Origin of the sequence: Hydrogenophaga defluvii (genome assembly GCF_042665235.1) — a bacterium.
GTDB lineage: Bacteria > Pseudomonadota > Gammaproteobacteria > Burkholderiales > Burkholderiaceae_C > Hydrogenophaga > Hydrogenophaga defluvii_A.
Genome location: NZ_JBHTBZ010000012.1, coordinates 95,144 through 115,563, shown reverse-complemented (window position 1 = coordinate 115,563; position 20,420 = coordinate 95,144). Strand labels below are relative to the sequence as shown.

General features: G+C 64.0%; 21 protein-coding genes. 10 read left to right on the top strand and 11 right to left on the bottom strand.

Going from position 1 to position 20,420, the window contains the following annotated elements; translation table 11 throughout:
- Positions 1-259: hypothetical protein (locus ACFQU0_RS05115; protein ID WP_382199049.1), on the top strand; the 259-nt coding region annotated here is incomplete at its 5' end.
- On the opposite strand, the gene ACFQU0_RS05110 is transcribed toward ACFQU0_RS05115, so the two are convergent.
- The 11 genes from ACFQU0_RS05110 to ACFQU0_RS05060 form a co-directional block, all read right to left on the bottom strand.
- A complete protein-coding gene (locus ACFQU0_RS05110) occupies positions 246-1,016 on the bottom strand; it encodes a tyrosine-type recombinase/integrase (RefSeq protein ID WP_382199048.1) in 771 nt (256 codons plus the stop codon). The two genes, ACFQU0_RS05115 and ACFQU0_RS05110, sit on opposite strands and share 14 nt — an antisense overlap.
- Before the next feature lie 92 nt (positions 1,017-1,108).
- Entirely contained in the window at positions 1,109-1,333 is a 225-nt protein-coding gene (locus ACFQU0_RS05105) for a hypothetical protein (protein ID WP_382199047.1), read from the bottom strand.
- Complete coding sequence (locus ACFQU0_RS05100) at positions 1,323-2,984, bottom strand: hypothetical protein (protein WP_382199046.1); 1,662 nt, start codon at positions 2,982-2,984, stop codon at positions 1,323-1,325. The genes ACFQU0_RS05105 and ACFQU0_RS05100 overlap by 11 nt, the downstream gene beginning before the upstream one ends.
- Positions 2,985-2,986: 2 nt before the next feature.
- Positions 2,987-3,727: a hypothetical protein gene (locus ACFQU0_RS05095; protein ID WP_382199045.1), complete on the bottom strand. Its 741-nt coding sequence runs from the start codon at positions 3,725-3,727 to the stop codon at positions 2,987-2,989.
- Positions 3,724-4,524 (bottom strand): LamG-like jellyroll fold domain-containing protein, encoded by an 801-nt coding sequence (locus ACFQU0_RS05090; protein ID WP_382199044.1) that lies wholly within the window; start codon positions 4,522-4,524, stop codon positions 3,724-3,726. Before ACFQU0_RS05090 ends, ACFQU0_RS05095 begins: the two co-directional genes overlap by 4 nt.
- 121 nt (positions 4,525-4,645) lie before the next feature.
- Positions 4,646-5,059 (bottom strand): hypothetical protein, encoded by a 414-nt coding sequence (locus tag ACFQU0_RS05085; protein WP_382199043.1) that lies wholly within the window; start codon positions 5,057-5,059, stop codon positions 4,646-4,648.
- Positions 5,060-5,079: 20 nt separating this feature from the next.
- Positions 5,080-8,682 (bottom strand): hypothetical protein, encoded by a 3,603-nt coding sequence (locus ACFQU0_RS05080; protein ID WP_382199042.1) that lies wholly within the window; start codon positions 8,680-8,682, stop codon positions 5,080-5,082.
- Positions 8,679-9,023, bottom strand: coding sequence for a hypothetical protein (locus ACFQU0_RS05075; RefSeq protein ID WP_382199041.1), 345 nt, complete (start codon positions 9,021-9,023; stop codon positions 8,679-8,681). The genes ACFQU0_RS05080 and ACFQU0_RS05075 overlap by 4 nt, the downstream gene beginning before the upstream one ends.
- A gap of 53 nt (positions 9,024-9,076) precedes the next feature.
- Entirely contained in the window at positions 9,077-11,662 is a 2,586-nt protein-coding gene (locus ACFQU0_RS05070; RefSeq protein ID WP_382199040.1) for a tape measure protein, read from the bottom strand.
- A 98-nt stretch (positions 11,663-11,760) separates the two neighbouring features.
- A complete protein-coding gene (locus ACFQU0_RS05065) occupies positions 11,761-12,501 on the bottom strand; it encodes a phage tail tube protein (protein WP_382199039.1) in 741 nt (246 codons plus the stop codon).
- 34 nt (positions 12,502-12,535) lie between these two features.
- Positions 12,536-12,907 carry a phage tail terminator protein gene (locus ACFQU0_RS05060; RefSeq protein ID WP_382199038.1) on the bottom strand — a complete coding sequence of 124 codons (372 nt, stop codon included), beginning with the start codon at positions 12,905-12,907 and terminating at the stop codon, positions 12,536-12,538.
- Between the two features lie 8 nt (positions 12,908-12,915).
- On the opposite strand from ACFQU0_RS05060, the gene ACFQU0_RS05055 reads away from it, so the two are divergent.
- The 9 genes from ACFQU0_RS05055 (at position 12,916) to ACFQU0_RS05015 (ending at position 20,278) form a co-directional block, all read left to right on the top strand.
- Complete coding sequence (locus ACFQU0_RS05055; RefSeq protein ID WP_382199037.1) at positions 12,916-13,389, top strand: transglycosylase SLT domain-containing protein; 474 nt, start codon at positions 12,916-12,918, stop codon at positions 13,387-13,389.
- A complete protein-coding gene (locus tag ACFQU0_RS05050) occupies positions 13,389-13,997 on the top strand; it encodes a hypothetical protein (RefSeq protein ID WP_382199036.1) in 609 nt (202 codons plus the stop codon). Before ACFQU0_RS05055 ends, ACFQU0_RS05050 begins: the two co-directional genes overlap by 1 nt.
- Positions 13,994-14,341: a hypothetical protein gene (locus tag ACFQU0_RS05045; protein WP_382199035.1), complete on the top strand. Its 348-nt coding sequence runs from the start codon at positions 13,994-13,996 to the stop codon at positions 14,339-14,341. The genes ACFQU0_RS05050 and ACFQU0_RS05045 overlap by 4 nt, the downstream gene beginning before the upstream one ends.
- On the top strand, positions 14,334-14,654 hold the full coding sequence (locus ACFQU0_RS05040) for a hypothetical protein (protein WP_382199034.1): 321 nt from the start codon (positions 14,334-14,336) through the stop codon (positions 14,652-14,654). The genes ACFQU0_RS05045 and ACFQU0_RS05040 overlap by 8 nt, the downstream gene beginning before the upstream one ends.
- A gap of 1 nt (position 14,655) precedes the next feature.
- Positions 14,656-15,219, top strand: a complete 564-nt coding sequence (locus ACFQU0_RS05035; protein ID WP_382199033.1) for a DUF3486 family protein — start codon at positions 14,656-14,658, stop codon at positions 15,217-15,219.
- 134 nt (positions 15,220-15,353) lie between these two features.
- Positions 15,354-16,877 (top strand): hypothetical protein, encoded by a 1,524-nt coding sequence (locus ACFQU0_RS05030; protein WP_382199032.1) that lies wholly within the window; start codon positions 15,354-15,356, stop codon positions 16,875-16,877.
- A 9-nt stretch (positions 16,878-16,886) separates the two neighbouring features.
- A complete protein-coding gene (locus ACFQU0_RS05025; RefSeq protein ID WP_382199031.1) occupies positions 16,887-18,416 on the top strand; it encodes a DUF935 domain-containing protein in 1,530 nt (509 codons plus the stop codon).
- Positions 18,413-19,726, top strand: coding sequence for a phage head morphogenesis protein (locus ACFQU0_RS05020; protein WP_382199030.1), 1,314 nt, complete (start codon positions 18,413-18,415; stop codon positions 19,724-19,726). The genes ACFQU0_RS05025 and ACFQU0_RS05020 overlap by 4 nt, the downstream gene beginning before the upstream one ends.
- Before the next feature lie 105 nt (positions 19,727-19,831).
- Complete coding sequence (locus ACFQU0_RS05015) at positions 19,832-20,278, top strand: phage virion morphogenesis protein (protein ID WP_382199029.1); 447 nt, start codon at positions 19,832-19,834, stop codon at positions 20,276-20,278.
- Positions 20,279-20,420 lie beyond the last annotated feature (142 nt).

Below are 20,420 nucleotides of genomic sequence, written 5' to 3'. Positions count from 1 at the left end.
CCGATTGCAACTCGTCATTCATGCACTGGAAAGACTCCAAACCTTCACCAGCGATCAGCGTGATTTGTGCTTGCAGTTGGGCAAGCCGCCCGGTCAACGCATCGCAGTTTTCGCGGGTATCCGCTACAGTCTCAACAGCCATTTTCAAAGCTCCGTTTTGATGATGGTCAGGGGCTTTCCAGTGTGCCGCACTGGTCTGCCCCGCCTTGTCGCCCCGGTCAAGCCGCGCCAGGGCATCGCGGTATTCATGCCCGCTTGAACTCGATCACATCGGCACCAGCGGCCAGCTTGTCCAGGTAGTCGGCCCATGTTTGCAGCATTTCGCCGCGTTCCTCGATGTGTGTTGCCCGGTCGTATGCGCCGCCGTGGGTGATCTGGCCTTTGTGGGCTAGCTGGGCCTCGATTACGTCTGTCGGGTACTTCAGCACTTGTCGCAGGATGGTGCGGCCCGTTGCTCGGTAGCCGTGCCAGCAATGCCGCCCCTTGTAGCCCATGGCATGAAGCGCGGCATTCACCCCGGCCTCAGACATTGGGGCTTTCCGATCACGCAGGCCAGGGAACACATATTCCCCGCCGCCAGTCAACGGCTCTAGGGCTTTCAAGAAGGCCACCGCCTGCCGTGGCAATGGCACCGTATGGGCCTGCCCGTTGATCTTCTGCACCTTCGTGCGCTTCATGTCCTCGCTGGGTATGGCCCAAAGCCCCTTGTCCATGTCCACATCCTCCCAGCGCATCGTTCGCAGGTTGCCAGGACGTTGAAACAAGATCGCCGCCATCCTCAAGGCCACCCGCATAACTGGCCCGCCTCGGTAGGCCATGCTGGCCCGCAACAGTTCGCCCAGCTCCACCGGGTCGGTGATAGCCGGGTGGTTTTCCTTTATGTGGGGTTTGAGCGCCTTTTTGATATCGCTCGTTATGTCCCTGGGTGCCCGCGCCGTGGCTACCGCGTATTGCCACACGCCCCGTGAAGCGCGCCGCGATATTTGAGTCGCTGTAGGCGCGATATTCGGTCTCATTCACGCATTTCATGTCAGAAAACAGAATTACGCTACAGCAATGTACGACAGGCCCCTCGCGGGGCCTGTTTGATTCTGGCGGGCGCCTCTGATCAAACTTCAATCGTCACAGGCGTCAAGGCGGGCGCCTCGCCCTCAATCAGCCCATTGCGGGCAAACACATGGTCGCCCACGGTGGCGGTGCCGCGCGCCTTGATGATGTTGCCGTCAGGCAATTCGATGTCGGCCACGCCGTCGGCATAGGCCACCACCTCGCCCACCAGCAAGGCGGGCGCGGGCATAAGGTCGAGGAAGGCCCGGTACAGGTTACGAGACATGGGTTTCGACTCCGATGGTTTGGACAACCTTGGGGTGGGTCACATCCACATTGGTGCTGCGCACCAGCCCCACGCGGGTGGTGGCGCCGTCCACGTAGCGCACCATCTTTCCGGGTTCAATCACGCCGGTTTCTTCCAGCACCGGCAGGCTCAGGGTGACGACGGCTTTGCGGCCGGTGTTGCCCAGGATGGCCCGTCCACGCTGGCGGGCGGCGTCGGCGTGGGTGATGAGTGGGTCGGTGATCATTTGGGCAAAGGTGGTGCCGGCGCTGCCGGCCTTTTTGACGAAGCCCAGCACCCCGGCCTGCTGGCCCGAGACATACACCGCGTCGTAGTCGGCCCGGTCCTGCCACTCAATGCCCTCACGGGTCGTCAACGCGGCGGGCAGCTCAATGTCGGGCGTGGCGCTGGCCCAGGTGTCAGGCATGGTGGGGTAGCGGTGCAGCACGTTCAACTCCTGCAGCAGCGGGTCGGGCCGGATGTAGGCGCCCGCCGACTCAGCCAGACGGGCCAGCGCACCCATGTGGCTGCCCTGGTGGTTCCACACGCCACCCGGCACGCTCCAATCGGTCAGGCCCCAGTTCACCGTCCAACCCAGTGGCACACCGTTGAACACCAGGGCTTCGTCGGCCAACTGCGCCATGGTGCGGGCCTCGTCGTTGGCAAAGGTCATCAGCGGGGCATAGGGCGAGTCGAGCAACGCGGCCTTGCCCCGGCCGCTGACTGCGATACTGCTGTTGCCAAACACCCGGTCACGCGCCAGGCGCTCGGCCAGCACGCGGAACTGCTGACCGTTGATGATGGCTTCCAGCTCCACCGCCGCACCGCCAGAAGGCTCCAAAAGCGACAGGTACTGGCCCGGCACGCTGGCGCTGAAACTCCACGTCCACGAATCGACATCGAGGGCCAGATTCATGCGCGTGGCGGGGATGGTGGCGCCGCCGGCCACCCGGGTGAGCAAGACTTCGTTTTGCACGATATAGACCCCCCTCACAGGGATGATGATGGTTTCGCCCGGCTCGGGGATCGGGTTGGGCGGCGTGGGGATGCCCCAGCCCGGATCAAGGCGGCGCGAGTAGACCGACCACGGCACCAGCGTTTCGCGGTCGGCTGGCCGGCTGGCGCTGAATGCGGCCACCACGCCAAGCCCAAGCGCCCGCATGGGGCCGCCCCACGGTGCGCAGCGCTCGTCGTCTCGCTTGGCGCTGCGCACCCACGGCGCCAGGGTGATCGGCTGCAGCCTCGCGCCGTAGGCACCCCACGGCGCATCGGCTTCGCGGTCGCGCTTGGCCGCCACACCCCAGGGCAGTTCGCTTTCCGGCTGTAACACCCGATCAAACCGGCCCCACGGCGCACGCGCCTCGGTGTCTCGCTCGGTGATGCGGCCCCATGGTGCAGCGTGCTCGGTGTCCATGGCCTGGCCGGTGCCCCAGGGTGCGGCTGTTTCCTTGTCAAGCACCGTGACCGGATCGTGACGCGCACGGATCGTCATCGACACAGGCGCAGACGCGCCCCAAGGCGCACGCGTGGTGGCCGACAACCGGCGCGAGACAACCGGAGCCTGGTACAGCAGCAAGACGGCATCGCCTGACTGTTGGGCACCCTGCGGCCCGTAGGACAGCAGGATGGATGCACCGGACTGGGCGGGCATGGTCAGTCCACCGCCAGCTCAGAGAGCACATGGTTCGCCGTGGGCGGCAACCAATCGTTGGCGCCCTCGCTCATGTCCAGCGGCAGGATGTAGTGCTCGCGCTGGACGAAGCCTGCATGGATGTCGAAGCGGCCCGCCGTGGTTGACTGCTCACCCACCAGCGCACCGGTGTCGAGCCGGTAGGCGCGCACCAGCCGGTTGACCAGCACGCCGTCGCGCACTTCACCCTTGAGGCTGTAGCGCGGGTGCAAGGCCACCCCCGCCGCAGTGATGGGCGCGATGACAGCCGCCCCGGCGCCAGCAATGCCGTGCGCCGCCACACCAGCCGCCGACAGCGGCCCAATGAACGCAGCGCCCACAGCCGAAAGGCCGTGCCCAGCCTGCGCGGCCGCGCCAACTGGCCCCAGGACAGCCGCACCGACTGCAGCCACGCCATGGCTTGCCAACGCCGCTGCCGTGACGGGGCCGATGATGGCCGCCCCCACCACAAACACCTCCGGGCTGGTGAACTCCACCACGCCAGCGGCAGTGACGGGGCCGATGATGGCCGCCCCCACCGCCGTGATGCCATGCGCAGCCTGCCCCACCGCAGTGACCGCACCAAGGACGGCGGCACCGCTGGCTATGACGTCAGTGACGTCCGATTCATCCTGGAAATCGACAGCGTTCCCAGCGGGCGCCGTGTACGTCCCCGCTGCGTCTTGGAAGTCAACCGCGTTGCCCGCCGGCGGCGTGTAGCTCATACCGGCTCGGAGAAGTGGATTTGCGGCCTGATGGTCAGGTCAGCCGGGTCGTACTGGTAGACGATCACGTCATCGGTGTAGGCGCCGCAGTCGATGCTGTATTCCCCAGCAGGTAGCAGCGTGCCAGCGCCCGGCAGTTCAGCGGCAGGTGGCGTGAACGCCGCCGTGTAAAGAGCCTCACCCTTTTTGATGCGCAAGTCGTCTATGTACCCACCGAACTCGCGCCCGCCGCCGCCCGTCCACGAACGCGCGATGTGAACATCGCAGCCGCTAGGGGAACTGGCGGAGTAAGTCTGTGTGGTCAGAAGCACCCCGTTTGCAAAAACTCGCATAGTTGTTCCACTTCGGCACCAAGCGAAATGAACCCATGAAGCTCCGCCACTAGGCCAGGAGTATGCGACCTGAATATTTACCCCCGCAGTAGTGTCCCAAAAACTCAACTCGCCGCCGTTTAGATAGATCAAAAGCCGAGTTGTCCCGGAACTGATGAAATTCAAGAAATCCAGCGGCTGCGACTTTGTTGCATACGCCCAAAATTCGATGGTGAAATCACCAGTTCCGAAATCGAAATCCGCGTTGCTTGCGGCAGTCAAGTAATCGCCCGAACCCCCCGGCAGGTAGATCGACGCGCCGCCGAACTTGCTCTGCGTCGTGCTGATCACCACGTTTGTGCCGTTGCGCGTCACCGTCCGAGCATCGGGGCCACTGTCTGTAAACGTGGTCGAGTTGTTTGCACCGTTGCCATGCAACAGGAGCGACACATTGCTGTAGTTGGGGTCTCCGCCTTGTACCGTCACTCCGTCACCTGAAAGAGCGGACCCAAGTTGCACACCCGTGTCCAACCTCTCGACACGTACCAGTCGGCCAGCAACAGGATCACCCGCAGCATCCCGGCAGATTCCGCTGATCGTCGTCACATCAAGCCCCCGGCATGGTGACGGTGAAGCTGGTCACGGCAATGGGGCCGCCGGCCACGATGGTTGTGGTGTTGACCTTGATAGCCCCATCACCCGCGCTGTTGGTCACGTCGTAGTCGGTGTGCGGCACACCTGCACCGTCGTGTGCCCGCGCCCAGGTGACAGTGCCACTGGCATCTGCCGCAGCATCCTGCGTGATGCCGTTGAACGTGACCACGCCAGCAGTAGCTGTGGCGCTGGTGGCGCTGCAGGTGGCCGTGCCAAGCAACACCTGATCGGTGACGGCCGTACCGGGGCCGGCTGGCTTGGTGCCGGTGTAAAACTCCAAATAGGCCGGATTGGTGTCCGCGTCGAGTTCAGCGATGAAAGCGACAGCCATCGCCTGGCGCACCGCAGTGCTGAGTTTGACGTCCATGTGTTTGTCCTTTCAGGTGGTCAAGCGTCGGCGTCGCCGCGCAGAGAAATAGAAACGCTGTCGCCGGCCAACGTGGCGCCGGGCAGCACGGTGCGGGCAACCCAAATCGGCGCCGCAGCGGCCTGCGTGTTGAAGCGCAGCTGGTTGCCGACCGACCAGCCCAGGCCCCAGCCGTCCGCGCGGATCACGAAATACGGTTCGCCGGTCAGCAGGTTGACCGGGGCGCAGTCGGTGCCGGTATTGCCCGTGGCGATGACGCCCAGGTTCTCGCTGATGACCTGGAAATTGGCGGTGCCGCTGCTGGGGTTGCCGGTCAGAAAGTGGATGCGCCAGCGGTCGGTCTGCGCGCCGTTGTTCAACACCTCGATGGGGTAATCCACATCGTTGTATTGCGCGGTAGCGCCGCTGCCTGGCGTGTCCGACCAGGTGGTGAAGGTGGCCAGGTCGAACAGAACCGGCACGCTGGCCTGCATGTCACCGAACAGCAGCGCGCTGGAAACCAGCGACCCCATCGGGAACTCGCGCGACAGCGCGGCGGTCAGGCCCAGCGTGCCATTGATCTGCACATCGCTGAGCAACTGCATTTCCTCAATGCGGTGGCGCGCGGTCAGCGGCTGGGTGTAGCCGGTCAGGTCCAGATCGGCGGCCATGGTCACGCTGCCGGCGGCCAAGTTGACGGTGTACTTTGTGGTCGGCACGCGCTCGCCATCGGCATCTATCAGCCACAGCTCGGCCAGGTCGGTGCGGCCAACGCCGTAGGAAGCGCCCGCCCCGACTGGATTGGTCAGTTCCTCGCTGTCGGTGTGATGAATCACCACCACGTCGGCGGGCCGGTAGATCGGCACGCGCCCGTCGCTCGGCAGGCGCACTGGATCGAGGCCCAAAATGTCGGCGTTCAGCGGCAAGTTGGAGAGCACGACGGCGCTGTAGCGCAAGGTGTTAGGGAACACCGGGGTGGGAACCCACTCACCCGCCACGACCTCACCAAACTCAACGCGCACGACACCCATGTCCTGCACCACCTCACCGCGAACCTTGGTGCCTGAGATGACACCATTCGCATCGGCCGTGGCAGACAGCAAGGCCCCATCGATGGTCGTGGCCTGAATGTAGAGCGACCCTGGGCGCAGGGGCGAGCCGGCCGTGCGGAAGAACGCATCGACGGTGGTGAACTGACCAATCTGCGTCAGGCAGGCGTTGACCGCAATCGACACTGGGGTGGAACCGACCATGCCGACGTTGTGCCCGTTGGTCAGATAGGCTCGACCCGTTTCGTAATCGATAGATCCGGCCACGGTTGCCGAGCCGTTCGCCGGGTTGAGCGCGGTGTAGAGCACACCATTGCGATCGAAGAACTGTGCGCTGCTGTTGCCAGTCAAGGTGAACAGCACAGAGCCAGGGACGATTGGTTGCGCGACGGTGGCTGTCAGGTCAACAAAGATCGGGTCGTCTGCGGTTGAAAACTCATCTGTGCGTGCCGTCTGCACCGACGATCCACCCGTGTTGACGTAGAACGCCTCGCCAGTCAGCGTGTCGTTGATCGCTGCGGGGTACTCGGCAGTCTGCCAGCCCACGATGCTGATCCCATTTTCGACGGTGTAATACTGCCCCCCAACCGTCACGTCCAATGTCGTCAATTCCACAACGCCTGTGGCGTAGTCGATAGTTCCGACCACCACGTTGCTTTTCGTGTAGAAGCTCACACCGCCAGCGGGGGACGCCCCGAAATGGTTTGCTGTGGTCTTTATTTGGCCGAACCCGTCATCAAAAACTTGCACCTGCCCCGACACGAGCCCATAGTCTGTCGTGGCAGTCGCAGGGAGCCTCATACGGAATGAACCCGTCCTGACCGGAGCGAAGCCCAAGGACTTCGGCACGTCCAGTTCGATGTCGAACACCTCATTGGCGACGTTGACCGGTGCAGCCGGGTTGTCCTCAAGCTGCTGGTTGTAGTCAGCGGTAACAATGCTCGCCACGTCAGGCTTACGCGTCGTGTAGGTGATTTCGACGGCGCCCGTGCTGTGATCGACCGTACCAGTGACGCCGTTGCCGCTGAACACGCCGCTGCCGTTGGCCGTGGCCGTGTACGCAGTTCCGCCGCTGATGAACTGGAGTTCTAACGAAGACGGCTCGATGGGCAAATGAGTGAGCGTGAGCGACTGACGAAAGGACGTGGCGCTTCCAGTGTCTTGTGTCGCCCCCGCTCGGATCACGTAGTCGACCGTCGAACCCCAAGAAATCGGAATAGACGACTCGACATCGGGCAGCGCACCCAGAGTGAAAACAAGCGCGCCGGTCACGTAGTCCACCGTACCAGTGCCATACGTTGGGTCATTGCCAGACACCGCCCCGGTGCCGTCGTCGCGCAGTCGATACCACTTTCCCAGGGCACGATAGTCCACGATCACGCTGCCCGGGTTCGGCAGCGGGTTCAGCACTTCGCTGTAAACGGTGCCCCGATTGCCCAGCGTGATTTCGATTTCTTTGGTGCGGGCAGGCTGCGAAACCTCGGTCGCGGGCAACGCGGAAAAACCAATCGAGTCGCTGACAAAGGTGACCAGACCCGTGACAGCGCCGGATGCGTAGTCCACGGCGCCGGCATAGTCAAATCCGGACGCTGCGCCGGCTGCCGTTGGCACAACAAGCCCGCTACCATCGTCCGTCGCCATGACCGTGGCGCCTTTACTCACCACGAGCGTGCCAGGCTTAATGCCTCGGGAGAAATAGTAGCTCCCACCAAAACCGCCCAAGAACGAACTTCCGACGGAAAAACCACTCGGCGCAGTCAGAACATACCCACCCGCCCCGCCAATGCTGGCCAAGCTGATCGGGCTTTCACGTTGGGTGGTCGGCACGATGGGCGAATAGACCGAATCCACGCGGATGGTCAAATCGTCTTCATCAGCGGCCTCGGCCAGAGGTCGGATGCCGAAGTAGCGTGAGGCATCCGCCACCGTGGTACCACGCACCAGCGATTCACGCGCCACGCTGGTGGTGCGGCTGGGTGTATCCGGGCCTCGGAACTCGTAGCGCAGCGGCGCACCGATTTCCAGCGTGATCAGGCGACGTTGAAACTCGCCTGAAGCATCGGTGAAGGTGCGCACCTCATGCGTGATGTCGCCAACCCGCACAAACTGCTGGTAGTTCGTGACGCTGCCAACTTCCTTGCTCAAGCAGTAGACCTCCCCCACCTCAGGCAGCGGTTCCTCAACACGCTGGTACACCAGCACGGCCTGCTGGCCCACCAACTGCCGCCCGTACAGCACCATGCGGCTCTCAGGCCCGGCCACCACGTAGGATTCAATGCGGTCGCGCGCGGCGGTGCGGGTGTCGTAGTCGCTACCCGTGCTGAACAGGTTGTTGTGGATCTTCGGATCGTCGGGTGCGTCGGTGATGATGGCGTGGGCATCCGCGTAAACATCCAGGTTGGCGGTGACCACGGCGCCGAAGACCTTGCGCAGATTCACACGGCCGTACACGCCTCCCACTCGGCCAATTTTGGGGAAGATGTTTCCAGGTTCACCGTCCACGATGACACGGGACGTGCGTCGGCCGCCGCCATTGGCAGCGTCGCTCATGCGCTCGGATTCGAGCAGTTTGATGTCGGAGAGGTTGATGGTCATGCTTCGACTTCCATGAAATTGAGGGTGGCCGTGTACCAGTCGGTGGGATCGACGTCGGAGAAGTGCATCACCGGCTGGGCTTCAATCGCCTTGCCCTCGTTGGCGCGAAAGACCACCGTCCTAGGAATGCCACGAATGCTCAATGTGAGCTGCAGGCCGGGGATGTCTCCCCACGCTGCGAGCTGCTCCAGGGTGGACCGCGCGATCCATGCTGACTGGCGGTCGATGGCCGTCAAGGTGATGGGCCGGCCGCCGATGCGCTGACCAACTTGAACAATCAGCTGGCCGTTCACCGAGCGCTCTGCTGTTTGCACAGTTGCGGACCAGGTGAATTCATCCATCCAGAAAAGATCGTCGGGTAGGTCGAGAGTGGTCGACGTGTCAGTCAAAGTAATCATGTTCGGGCCGCGTCGTTGGTGAGTTGACGCAACACGCCTTCCAGCGCGGCGGCGTCGCTGGCGCTGGCCACGTTCACGGTGCTGCGTGCGCCGTTGATGTTGATGTTCACCGGTTGGACTGTCCCGCCGACGGCTTGCGTTCCGCTTGATGGTGCAGGCAAACCAATCGCTGCTGTGGCTTCAAATCCTGCGCCGCTGCTGACGCGCTGCATGATTTCGCCCTGGTTCAAGTAATCTACGTTGCGCTTTCCATTGGGCAGAAAATTGGGAACATAGGTGTCGGGCATGGCCATCTGAAGCACCCCGCCGCTACTGTCCAGTGCGAAGCCTTCGGCGTTGTAGGCGGTCCCTTGCAACTGGCTCTTGACATCCGCGTTTCGCTTGGCGATGCGGTCCAGGTATGTTTCAGTTTCCGCAAGCGTCTTGTTCGTGTTGACCCAGCCTTGCGCCGCCGATGTGGCCGCCGTTATGCTTGCCCTGCCGACGTCATCAAACGAAATTGCCAGACCTCTTGCCGCCGCCTCGGTGCGCAGCAGATCGGACACCACACCACCGTTTTCCCTGATCTGCGTTTCGGCCATCTTGATCCAGGCTTTGGTCAGCTCCTCGGCCGATGCCTTGCCCGAATACGCCGCCTTTTCGTAGTCGCGGCGCAGCTGCGAGGCCGTTGCCTCGGAGTCGTCGCGCATCTTGATGCCCAGGCGCGCGAAAGACTCCTGCAGCTCCTTGAATTTCGGGTCCAGCTTTTGTAGTTCGCCCTCGATCTGCTTCAGGAAGCTATCGGCCACCTTGTCGCCCAGCTGGTCGCGCACCTCTTTCACGCGGTCGCGCAAGGCCTCGAGCTCCTTCTGCGACTGCGCGGTCTTGATACCGTTCGAGATACTGGCCTCCAGCACCTTCCCGACATCAATGCCTTGCGCCCTCATCTTGTCCATGCCTTCGATCAACGTGTCGATGTCGTTCAACGCGCTGACCGAGGCCTTGGACATGCCGGTGCTGATGCGATTGAAGTCAAGCCCGGTTCGGTCGATCGCCGTGCGCAGGGAGACGTCCATGACCTCGGCAATCCGCCGCGCGCCGATCGCCGTTTGATCGAGGGCGGCCATGGCCATGGTCTGGAACTTGGCCAGGTCTTGGCCGTCCAGTGCCTTGGCCCATGCGGCTTGGAACTGCTCGGCGGTGATCTGGCCGGTGCGCTTCAGTTCGTCGAGTACCGTGGCGGCATTCTTGATGCCAGGCAGCGTGGACAAGTCAAAGTCTTTGCCGATCGTGTTGATGGCGTCACTGCTGCTCTTGCCTTCCTTCGTCAGCTTTTCAAACTCTGTCAGGCTGGCGCGTGCGGCCTTGCCGATTTCCAGCGTCGAATCCCTGTTCGCCAAATCCAGGTCGCGTTGCCGCTGACGCAGCTTGTTGTTCTCTTCAAGGATCGACTTCTGGACGCGTTCTTGTTCGATGATTTCGTCGCTGCGGTCTTTGTATCCAGCCAGTTGTGCGGCCCACTCGCCGATGGCTGTGCCAATGTCCTTCGCGTTTACCAAGATCGCAACCAGCGAAAAGGTTTTCAGCGTTGACAGCGCTGCTGTGAACCGTCCGACGTTGGCGCCTGCCGCCGTGCTGGCCGTGCCCACTGCCGCGATCTGCGTGCTGGCCGCTGCCATTTCGACGGCAGCCACTTTGGCGGCTGTGCCGATGCCAAGGAACTGCTGAGCCAGCTTCAGCGCGGCGAACGCCGCAGCCGCCTGGCCCACGTCGATCAGGATGCCTGCGACCGTTTCCAGGTTCTTCGCCAAGAAGTTGATTGCATCCGATGCGCTGCGGCTGGCGCCCGTTGCCTTGTCCACGTTCCCAACGTATACGGTCCAGGCCGTCGAAAGGTTGGTCAGCGCCCCACCCACGGTCGGCGACAGCTTGGCGAATTCGCTGGCCACTGTGTCAGATTGCCCACGCAGCGCGCGGATCACCGTATCGCTGGTCAGCTGCCCTTGTTCGGCCAGCTTGCGCAGATCGCCGATCGGCACCTGCAGCCCGGCCGCCAGCGCTTGCGCCAGGCGCGGTGCCTGCTCCATCACGGAGTTGAATTCTTCGCCGCGAAGCACACCCGACTGCAGGCCTTGAATCAGCTGCGTGATCGCCGCATCCGATGCCGTGGCGCTTGCCCCGGACAACTGAATTGCCTGGTTGATCGTGCGCGTCAGGTCCAGGGCTTCACGCTGAGACACACCCAAGTCTTTGCCCGCCTGCGCGATCCGGGTGAACAGCGTGCCAGTGGCTTCCAGGCTGCTGCGGGTGTCCACGGCGACCTGTTCGACGCCGGCCATAGCCTCGGTGAAAGCCGCGCCCTCGCCGGTGGCCAGCTTGATGCGCGAGGCCAGGTTGTTGTAGGCGTCTGCGGCTTCGGTCAGGCTCGACAGTGTGAAGCCGGCCGCAATCGACGCGGCCAGCTTTGTCAAGGCGCCGCCGACGGCCTCCGCGCTTATTCCGATCTGGTCGGTGCTTTTTGACGCGTTGCCGCCCAGGCTCTTGAAAACGGCCGACGCCTCATCACGGGCCTTGATGAGAATTTCGATGGGCTTGATGGCCATGATGATCTGGAGGGCGTTGGGTGAACTTGGTGCCTGTCATGGCGCAGGCGGTGACGGGCGCCGGGTGGCGCGGCCACCACCTGGCGCCACAAGCCGACTCAGACCATCTGAACGCGGAAGAAGCGGCTCACGCCGGCCCCGCTCTTGGTCGGGTCCAGCAGGACTTCACCCTCGATGTCGAGCGTGCCGAATTCCTTGTCGATCAGGCCGAAGCCCTTGGTGGCGCCCATTTGCACGCGGAACAGGTCCACCACGCTCGGCGCGCCGTCGGCCGCCTCGTTCACCCCGGCGTAGGCCATTTCCAGAATGGGCGCGGCACCGGTGAGTGCCTGGATCAGGTCGTACCCACCAAAGGCATAGTCCACCGTCAGTGCGTCGGCGTCGTCGATGTCCGCCGCGTCATCCAGCACGAAGATGCCTTCAGGCCGCACTTCGTAATTGCCGGCCGGTGCGATCACGGTCGATGCCTGCTTCACCACCACGGTGGTCGGCTGGATGTGTGCCAGACGGATCAGGCCGCCTTTGTAGGCCGTAACCGCTTCGCCCGTCACAGTGGACGCCGCGACGGCGCTCGCCGAGCCAAACACGGCGCGGGCCAGGTTGACCATGTTCAGGTCCTGCAACTTGGCGGCCATGCCCACGGACTTTACGCGCTTGACCTGCGCGCGCGTGCCACCGCCGCCACGGCTGTAGTCGGCTTGTTTGATGGTGTCTTCTTCAATGTTCAGCACCAGCTCTTCGATGCCGCCGATGGACTGCATGGGCACAGCGGCGTTCAGCGCGCGGGCGTAGACCACGCCTGCATTCATGACGGGACGGAAAATGCGAGAGGTCAACATGGTGAAGTCCTGTTCTCTGTAGGTAAAAGGGTTTTCAGGTCGGTTGCTTGACAACCACCTCTGCGCTGAACGCGAGGGGCAGGTACTGGTGGCCACCGCTGTAACGAGCGGCTGGCCCAGACACGGGCACCAGAGGCCCAGCAGCGCTTGGCGCTTTGAAGCCCATCAGGGCCAACAGCACCTGGTGGGCCAGGCGCCCCGCGCCGCCGCGTGCGGCGTCGCCTGCCTTGAGCGCCTTGGTGTTGCGCACGGAAACCACTGTCAACCAGGTCTGAGCGAAACGAGCGGCCTTTCCGTCGGAGCGGGCTTCTTCCACCCGGGCACCCTGGTAAACCACGTGGACGGCTGGCGACAGCTGCTTTTCTTCAGCAACACCGGCCAGGTCGGCGCCAGTCAAGACATGCACGGCTGGCTGTGCTGGCCGCGCAGGTGCACCAGGAGAGCGCCTGGGACCCGCAAGCCGTGAGCCGCGTGGGTGCACGCGGGCTGGGGCAATTCATGCCGGGCACCGCCACCTGGTGGTGCGAGGCGAACAAGCTGACGCCCGAGCAATGCCAGCCGCATAACCCCACCTGGGCGCTGCGTGCCTTGGTGGGCTACGACAAATGGCTGTTTGACCGTGCCCCTGGCCGCTACAGCGCGTACGACCGGATGCATGTGGCGCTGCGCGCCTACAACGGTGGCCTGGGCCACTGGCAAGCCGAGGCCCGCGCCACGGGCTTGCCACAGCCCACCATTGAGCAAGTGGCGGTGGCCTGCGGGCAGGCCAAGCGCCACGCTTCTCATTGCAAAGAAAACCTCGGCTACCCGGCGCGCATTTTGGGGATGCTGCAGCCGCGCTACCAGGCATGGGGTTTGACGCTGTCGCCCAACCGAGGGGGCGACTGATGCTGACCTTGTTCAACTGGATTGCGGTGCGGTTGGGGTTTCAAGCGGCCTACCGTGCATTTGCCTACCTGGTGCCCCTGCTGGCACTGGCGGCGGGCACGGGGGCCGGCGCATGGGCCGGCTACACGCTGGGCCGTGCGCCCCTGCAGGTAGAGCTGGCAACCCACAAAGCTGCGGTGGCCGAGAGCCACAAGCTCGCCGCCATGGCCGCTGCGCGCGACCTGCAGGCGGCCCAGGCGCTGGGCGACGCCCTGACGGCGCGCCTACACGAAGCCCTTCGATCAACCGACCAACTGGAGCGAGAACGAAATGATGCGATCCGCAAGGCCACGACTGGCCGCACTTGTTTTGACAGCCGCGCTTTGCGCGTGCTCGACGGCGCCCCAGGTGTCCGGGTCGATGGGCCCGCTCGTTTGCCCGCGCCCACCGGCAGCGCTGCTGGAGCGCATGCCGCCGCTGCCGCCGCTGCCGAGCAGCACAGCACCGACACCGAGGTTGGACAGTGGATTGTCACTGCCGGAGCCAGGTACGAGCAGTGCCGCGCCAGGCTCGACGCCCTGATCGACTGGAAGCCAACTACGTCCCAGCAACAAGAGCCCACCCCATGACCGTACAACTTGAACTTTGGCATGTGATCACCCTGTGCCTCACGTTGCTTGGCTTCTTTTTTGGCCTGGTGAAGGCGCTGCTGGCACAGCAACTGAGCCACATCGACGCGGCGTTTGCCGCACAGAACAGCCGCCTGGAAAAAATTGAGCAGGCCAACCGGGATGAGTCAAACAACTGGCAGCGGGCCGAGCGCGAGTTGCTCAACCTGAAGGCCGAGCTGCCTTTGAACTACGTGCGGCGCGAGGACTACGTGCAGGCGGTGGCGACCATCATGGCCAAGCTGGATGCGATGTCGATGCGCTTTGAAAACATCTTGCTGAAAGGCCAGAAAAACCATGAATGAAGATCACATCCGGCTGCAGGCCGCGCGTTCGCGGCGCGAGTTCATCCGCTGGCTGCTGCTGCTGGCGGCCAACATCAACCGGCCCACGGTATCGCTGCTGCGATTTCTGGTGCAGGTGGTGCAGGCTGAATACCCGGATGCCACCGAACTGGAAGTGCGGCGCGAGCTGGACTACCTGGAGAGCCGGGAGCTGATGAAGGTGTTCACCGACCCGTTGGGACAACTGAGCGCCGACTTGACGCGCCATGGCATTGACGTGGCTGAATACACGGTGGCTGTAGAGCCGGGCATCATGCGTCCGCCCAAGGTTTGAGATGGGCCGCAAGTCCACCATCGCCCGCCTGCCGGCGGACGTTAAAACCTACATCGAGGGCAAGCTGGCCGAAGGCAAGTTGACCTTGGCCGAGCTGCTGGATGACCTACGCGCCCGCTTCCCGGCCCACGACCAGGCGGGCGACTTGCCCAGCAGAAGCGCGGTGCACCGCTACGGTCAGAAGCTCGAGCGGCGCCTCTCGGCCATCCGGGCCAGCACCGAGGCAGCCAAGTTGATCCAGGCCCAGGCCGGCGACAACGACGACGCCCGCAGCGAGGCATTGACGGCCCTGGTGCAGACCGAACTGTTCGAAGCCATCCTGAGCCTGCAGGAAGCCGACGACCCGGACGCCGACCCGGCCGACCGTGTGGCCATGCTGAGCAGCGCGGCCAAGAACATCGCCACGCTGACCCGGTCCAGCGTGGGGCTCAAGAAGTTCCAGAGCGAGGTGCGCGACCGCGCACAGGCCGCTGCGGCCAGCGTCGAAAAGATCGCCAAGAGTGGTGGCCTGTCGGGCGAAGCCGCCGAACAGATCAGGCGCGAGATTCTCGGCATCGCCGGGTAACAACGGAGGATCGCATGCACGGATATCCAGAATGGTTTTGGTGGCTGCTGGTGGGCATGGGTTACGCGCCCTACATCGCGGGCGGCCTGGTTGTGGCTGGCGTGATCTACGTGGTCGGCAAGAAGAAATAAGCCATGAGCGTTCCGTTCGAAGTCCCCAACACGGCGCTTGCTGCCGCGCCCCCTGCGGTGCTGATGGGCTACCAGCAGCGCTGGGTGGCCGACACGTCGCCCTTGAAAGTCGAAGAAAAGTCGCGCCGCACCGGCCTGACCTGGGCGGAGGCTTCGGACAACGTGCTGACCTCTGCCAGCGAGCGCAGCGCGGGTGGGCAGAACGTCTACTACATCGCCTACAACCAGGATATGACGATTGAATACATCCAGGCCTGCGCGATGTGGGCCAGGGTGTTCAACCGCGCGGCGGGCGAAATTGAGGGCGGCTTTTGGGACGGTGAGAGCGAGGAAGACAAGGCGATCAAGACCTACACGATCCGCTTTCCCTCGGGCTTTCGCATCGTGGCCTTGTCCAGCCGGCCCAGCAACCTGCGCGGCCGGCAAGGGATCATCGTGATCGACGAAGCAGCCTTCCACGACCAGCTGGGCGAGCTGCTCAAGGCGGCCATGGCCATGCTGATCTGGGGCGGCAAGGTGCGGGTGATCAGCACCCACAACGGCACCGAGAACCCGTTCAATGAGCTGGTGACCGAGATTCGTGCCGGCCGCCGCAAGGGCACCGTGCACCGGGTGACCTTTCAGGAGGCGGTGGCCGATGGTCTGTACCGCCGCGTGTGCATGCGCCTGGGCAAGGCGTGGACGGCCGAGGACGAGGCCGAATGGATGGCTGGTGTCTATTCGTTCTACGGCGACGGTGCGGCCGAGGAGCTGGACTGCATTCCCGCCAACTCGGGTGGTGCCTGGTTGAGCCGGGCGCTGATCGAATCGCGCATGTCGGCCAACACGCCGGTGCTGCGCTGGGAATGCAAGCCGGGCTTCGAGGTGCTGGCAGACCACATCCGCGCGGCCGAGGCCCGCGACTGGCTGGAGGCCCAGATGCTGCCGCTGCTGGAGAAGCTGCCCACCGACGTGCTGAGCTTTGACGGCGAGGACTTTGGCCGCAGCGGCGACCTGTCGGTGCACGTGCCCCTGCTGCAGCACCAGAACCTGGTGCGCCGCTGCCCCTTCATGGTGGAGCTGCGCAACGTGCCATTCCGCCAGCAGGAGCAGATCGCGTTCTACCTGCTCGACCGCCTCCCGCGCTTCATGGGCGGTGCGTTCGACGCGCGTGGCAACGGCCAGTACCTGGCAGAGGTGGCGATGCAGCGCTATGGCGTCAGTCGCATTCAGCAGGTGATGCTGACCGAAGCCTGGTACCGCGAGAACATGCCGCCCGTGAAGGCTGCGCTGGAAGACGGCACCTTGGATGACCTGGCCAAGGACGCCGACGTGCTGGCCGACCTGCGGGCCGTGCAGATGGTGCGCGGTGTGCCCCGGATTCCAGACGTGCGATCGACCGGCGAGGACAAGGGCAAGCGTCACGGCGATGCTGCCGTGGCGGTGGCCTTGGCCTACTACGCCAGCCGCGAAATCAACAAAGGCCCGGTGACCGTCAGCAGCCGCGCGCGGCGCAGCGGCCTGGGCGTGTCCCTGTTGGGCTACTGAAAGCGTCCCATGAAAGCCAAAGGCATCTACGTCAGCCCTCATGAGTTTGTGAGTTTTGCTGAGGCCACACAGCGCCAGCGCTTGAGCGATCACATCGCCACCCGCGACCGCAGCCCCGACTTCACCGCGCTGGGCATGTACCTGCCCAACCCGGACCCCATTCTGAAAAAGCAAGGGCGTGATGTCTCGGTTTACGCCGATCTGCGTGGCGACGCTCACGTGGGCGGTTGTGTTCGCCGCCGCAAGGGTGCGGTGGTGCGCATGGAGTGGCGCGTGCAGCGTGAGCGTGCCAGTGCGCGCATGGCAAAACTGGCCGAGTCCGTGCTGCAAGGGCTGGACATGCGCCGCCTGGTGCGCGAGGTGATGGACGCACCACTGTTTGGCTGGAACCCGCTGGAGGTGATTTGGTCGCCGGCTGGCGACGGCCCCATCGTGCCGCGCGATGTGCTGGCAAAGCCGATGACGTGGTTTCACTTCGACTCGGAGGCACAGTTGCGCTTTCGCAGCCGTGAGCAACCCCTTCATGGCGAGGCCGTGGCGGCACGCAAGTTCCTGGTGCCGGCCCAGGACGCTAGCTACGCCAACCCCTACGGTTTTGCCGATCTGTCGATGTGCTTTTGGCCAACCGTGTTCAAACGGGGCGGCCTCAAGTTCTGGGTGACCTTCACCGAGAAGTTCGGCACCCCCTGGCTGGTGGGCAAAACCCCGCGCGGCACGCCGCCGGCTGAGCAAGACAAGCTGCTTGACCAGCTGGAAGCCATGGTGCAGGACGCAGTGGCCGTGATCCCTGACGACGCCTCGGTCGACATCGTGGAGTCGGGCGGCAAAACGGCCAGCGCGGCCCTCTACGAGCAGCTGCTCATGTTCTGCCGGTCTGAGGTGGCCATCGCCCTTTTGGGCCAGAACCAGACCACCGAAGCCTCTGCCAACCGGGCCAGCGCAACGGCAGGCCTTCAGGTGTCGGACGAACTGCGTGACGCGGACGCTCGACTGGTGGAGGCGGCGATCAACCAGCTGCTGCGCTGGGTGGTGGACCTGAACGAGGGTGAAGCGGCGCCCAGCCCGAAGTTTGAGCTGTATGAGCAGGCCGAGGTCGACAAAGCACAGGCCGAGCGGGACGAGGTGCTGGTCAAGGCCGGGGCCAAGCTGACCCGGGCCTACTTCATGAAAACCTACAACCTGGACGAGGAAGACATCGACCAGACGGCCCCTGCAGTGGAGGGCACTCCCGCTGTCAGCACCGCATTTGCAGAGGGCGGTGCTGCTGCGCAGGCCAGGGACGCGATCGACAACCTGGTCGATACCGAAATGGGCGATTGGGAGCAGATGGCCGAACCGCTGGTGGCGCCCCTGCAGGCGGCGATCAATGAGGCCGTCGCCAAGGGCGAATCTGCGGGGGAGCTGTTGACCCAGCTGACCACGCTGTTGCCGGCCATGGAGCCCACCGCGCTGACCAATGCGTTGACCCGCGCGGCATTCACCGCCCGCCTCGGGGCGGCGGCCGGGCTGACCGTCGACCAGGACGAGGCCGGCCAATGAGCGACGCGCAGGAATTTGCCCGCCTGCAGCAGCTGGCCCCGGCCGACGCGGTGGCCTACCTGCAGCGCCGCAACCGCCTGGCGGTGACCTACGGGTGGCAGGACATGTGGCAGGACGAACACGCCCGCCAATTCACCGTCAGCCGCCTGACCAATGCCGATCTGCTGGCTGCGCTGCAGGACAAGATCACCCGGAGCGTGCAAGGCGATCTTTCGCGCACGGACTTCAACAGGGACGCCCGCCAGATGCTGGCCGAGGCCGGCTGGTGGGGGAAAAAGGAAGTGATTGAGCCCGCGACGGGTGAGATTCTTCAGACGAAATTTGACCCGAACCGCCTGAAGCTGATCTTCGACGTGAACACCCGGCAGGCCCACGCGGCCGGACGCTGGGAGAGCTTCCAACGGAGCAAGGCGACGCACCCGTTCCTTCGCTACATCACCAAGCGCGATGAACGGGTTCGTGCTGCACACCGCAACTGGGACAACGTCACATTGCCGGTGGACGATCCCTTCTGGAGCACGCACTACCCGCCGAACGGTTGGCGCTGCCGTTGCCGCGTGGTGGCTGTGAGCCAACGCGACTACGACCGTGGGACCGTGCCCGGCGGCGGCGCCATGAACAAGGACCGCCCGGACCTGATGTGGAAGCGCTGGGAAAACCGTCGCACCGGGCAGGTGGAAACCGTTCCCACTGGCATTGACCCTGGCTTTGGCTACAACGCCGGGTTGGCTGCTGAGCGTGAACTGCAGACGGTGGTGCGGGACAAGGTCGTGGCGCTGCCAGCCGATGTTGGCGCAGCACTCTGGCCCACTGTGCGTGCAAGGGCTGCCTTGGGCCAGCTGCGCGCCTGGCAGGCCATGGCTGTTCAGGTCCAAAGCACCCGGCAGGCCGCAGGCGCGGCGCAGTTGGTGCACGTGGTCGAGGCTCAGACGCTGCAGGCGCTGGCTCAACGTGGCATTGAGCTGGAGTCGGCGGCGATTCTCATGCGTGACAGCGAGCTGTTGCACGCTCTGCGCGACAGCAAGTCGGCTCGCGACGCAGCGTTGCCGGCGGACGTTTGGTCCCAGCTGCCCGACCTGCTGCGTGGTGCAACGCCGTACCTCGACACGCAAGACCAGGCGCTGATCTACGCGCTGCCGCTGGGCGATGGTCGTGTGGGGAAAGTGGTGGTGCGCCTGAACTACGGCGACAAGGCCCGGTTGGGCCGGGAGCGCGCCCGTGTGACAGCGAACTTTGTACAGACGGGGGGCGTGGTGGCCGATATCAACTTGACCACTGGCACCCAGTACATGCGGCTGGGCGAGGAATAGGGGCGAGACGGCGCCGGATTCGAACCGGATCATAGGACCGGGCGTGCCCGACCGCTAACCATTCCCATTGGAAACAACCGTCTCACGTCCATTATAGGAACCGCCATGTTGACCGTCACCATTGACAGCACCGCTGTAACGGACGTCCTGGCCAAGATTCAGCGCCGCCTCAGCGACTTGTCGCCGGCCATGGAGGGCATTGGCCAAGAAATGGTGGGGCGCGTCAGCGGTAGGTTTGAAACGCAGACTGACCCAAGCGGCACGCCCTGGGCACCTTGGGCGCCCAGCACGGCGGCCAGCTACCCGGACGACGGCAACGGGGCCGTGCTTGATCGGTACGGCGATTTGCTGGACAAACTCAACCACCAGGCTGGCAAGACCAGCGTCCGCATCGGATTTGGAGCGCCCTACTCGACCTATCACGAATGGGGCACCAAAACGATGCCCCGACGTGGATTGCTGACCGATGATCCAGACTCTGGCACCTTGAGCCCGGACGATGAGGCAGCCGTGCTGGTTGTACTGACCGACTACCTGGAATCGCTCGGATGACGCCCTGAAGCCGTCGTTGGCAGTGTCGGCGCGGTGTTGCTTGATGCAAAAATGTTTTGCATGGCCCCGTTCCGATATTCCCCGGCCAACCCCACAAAATCCCGGTTTATCGCGCCGTTCCCTCTTTGAATATCTCAACAGC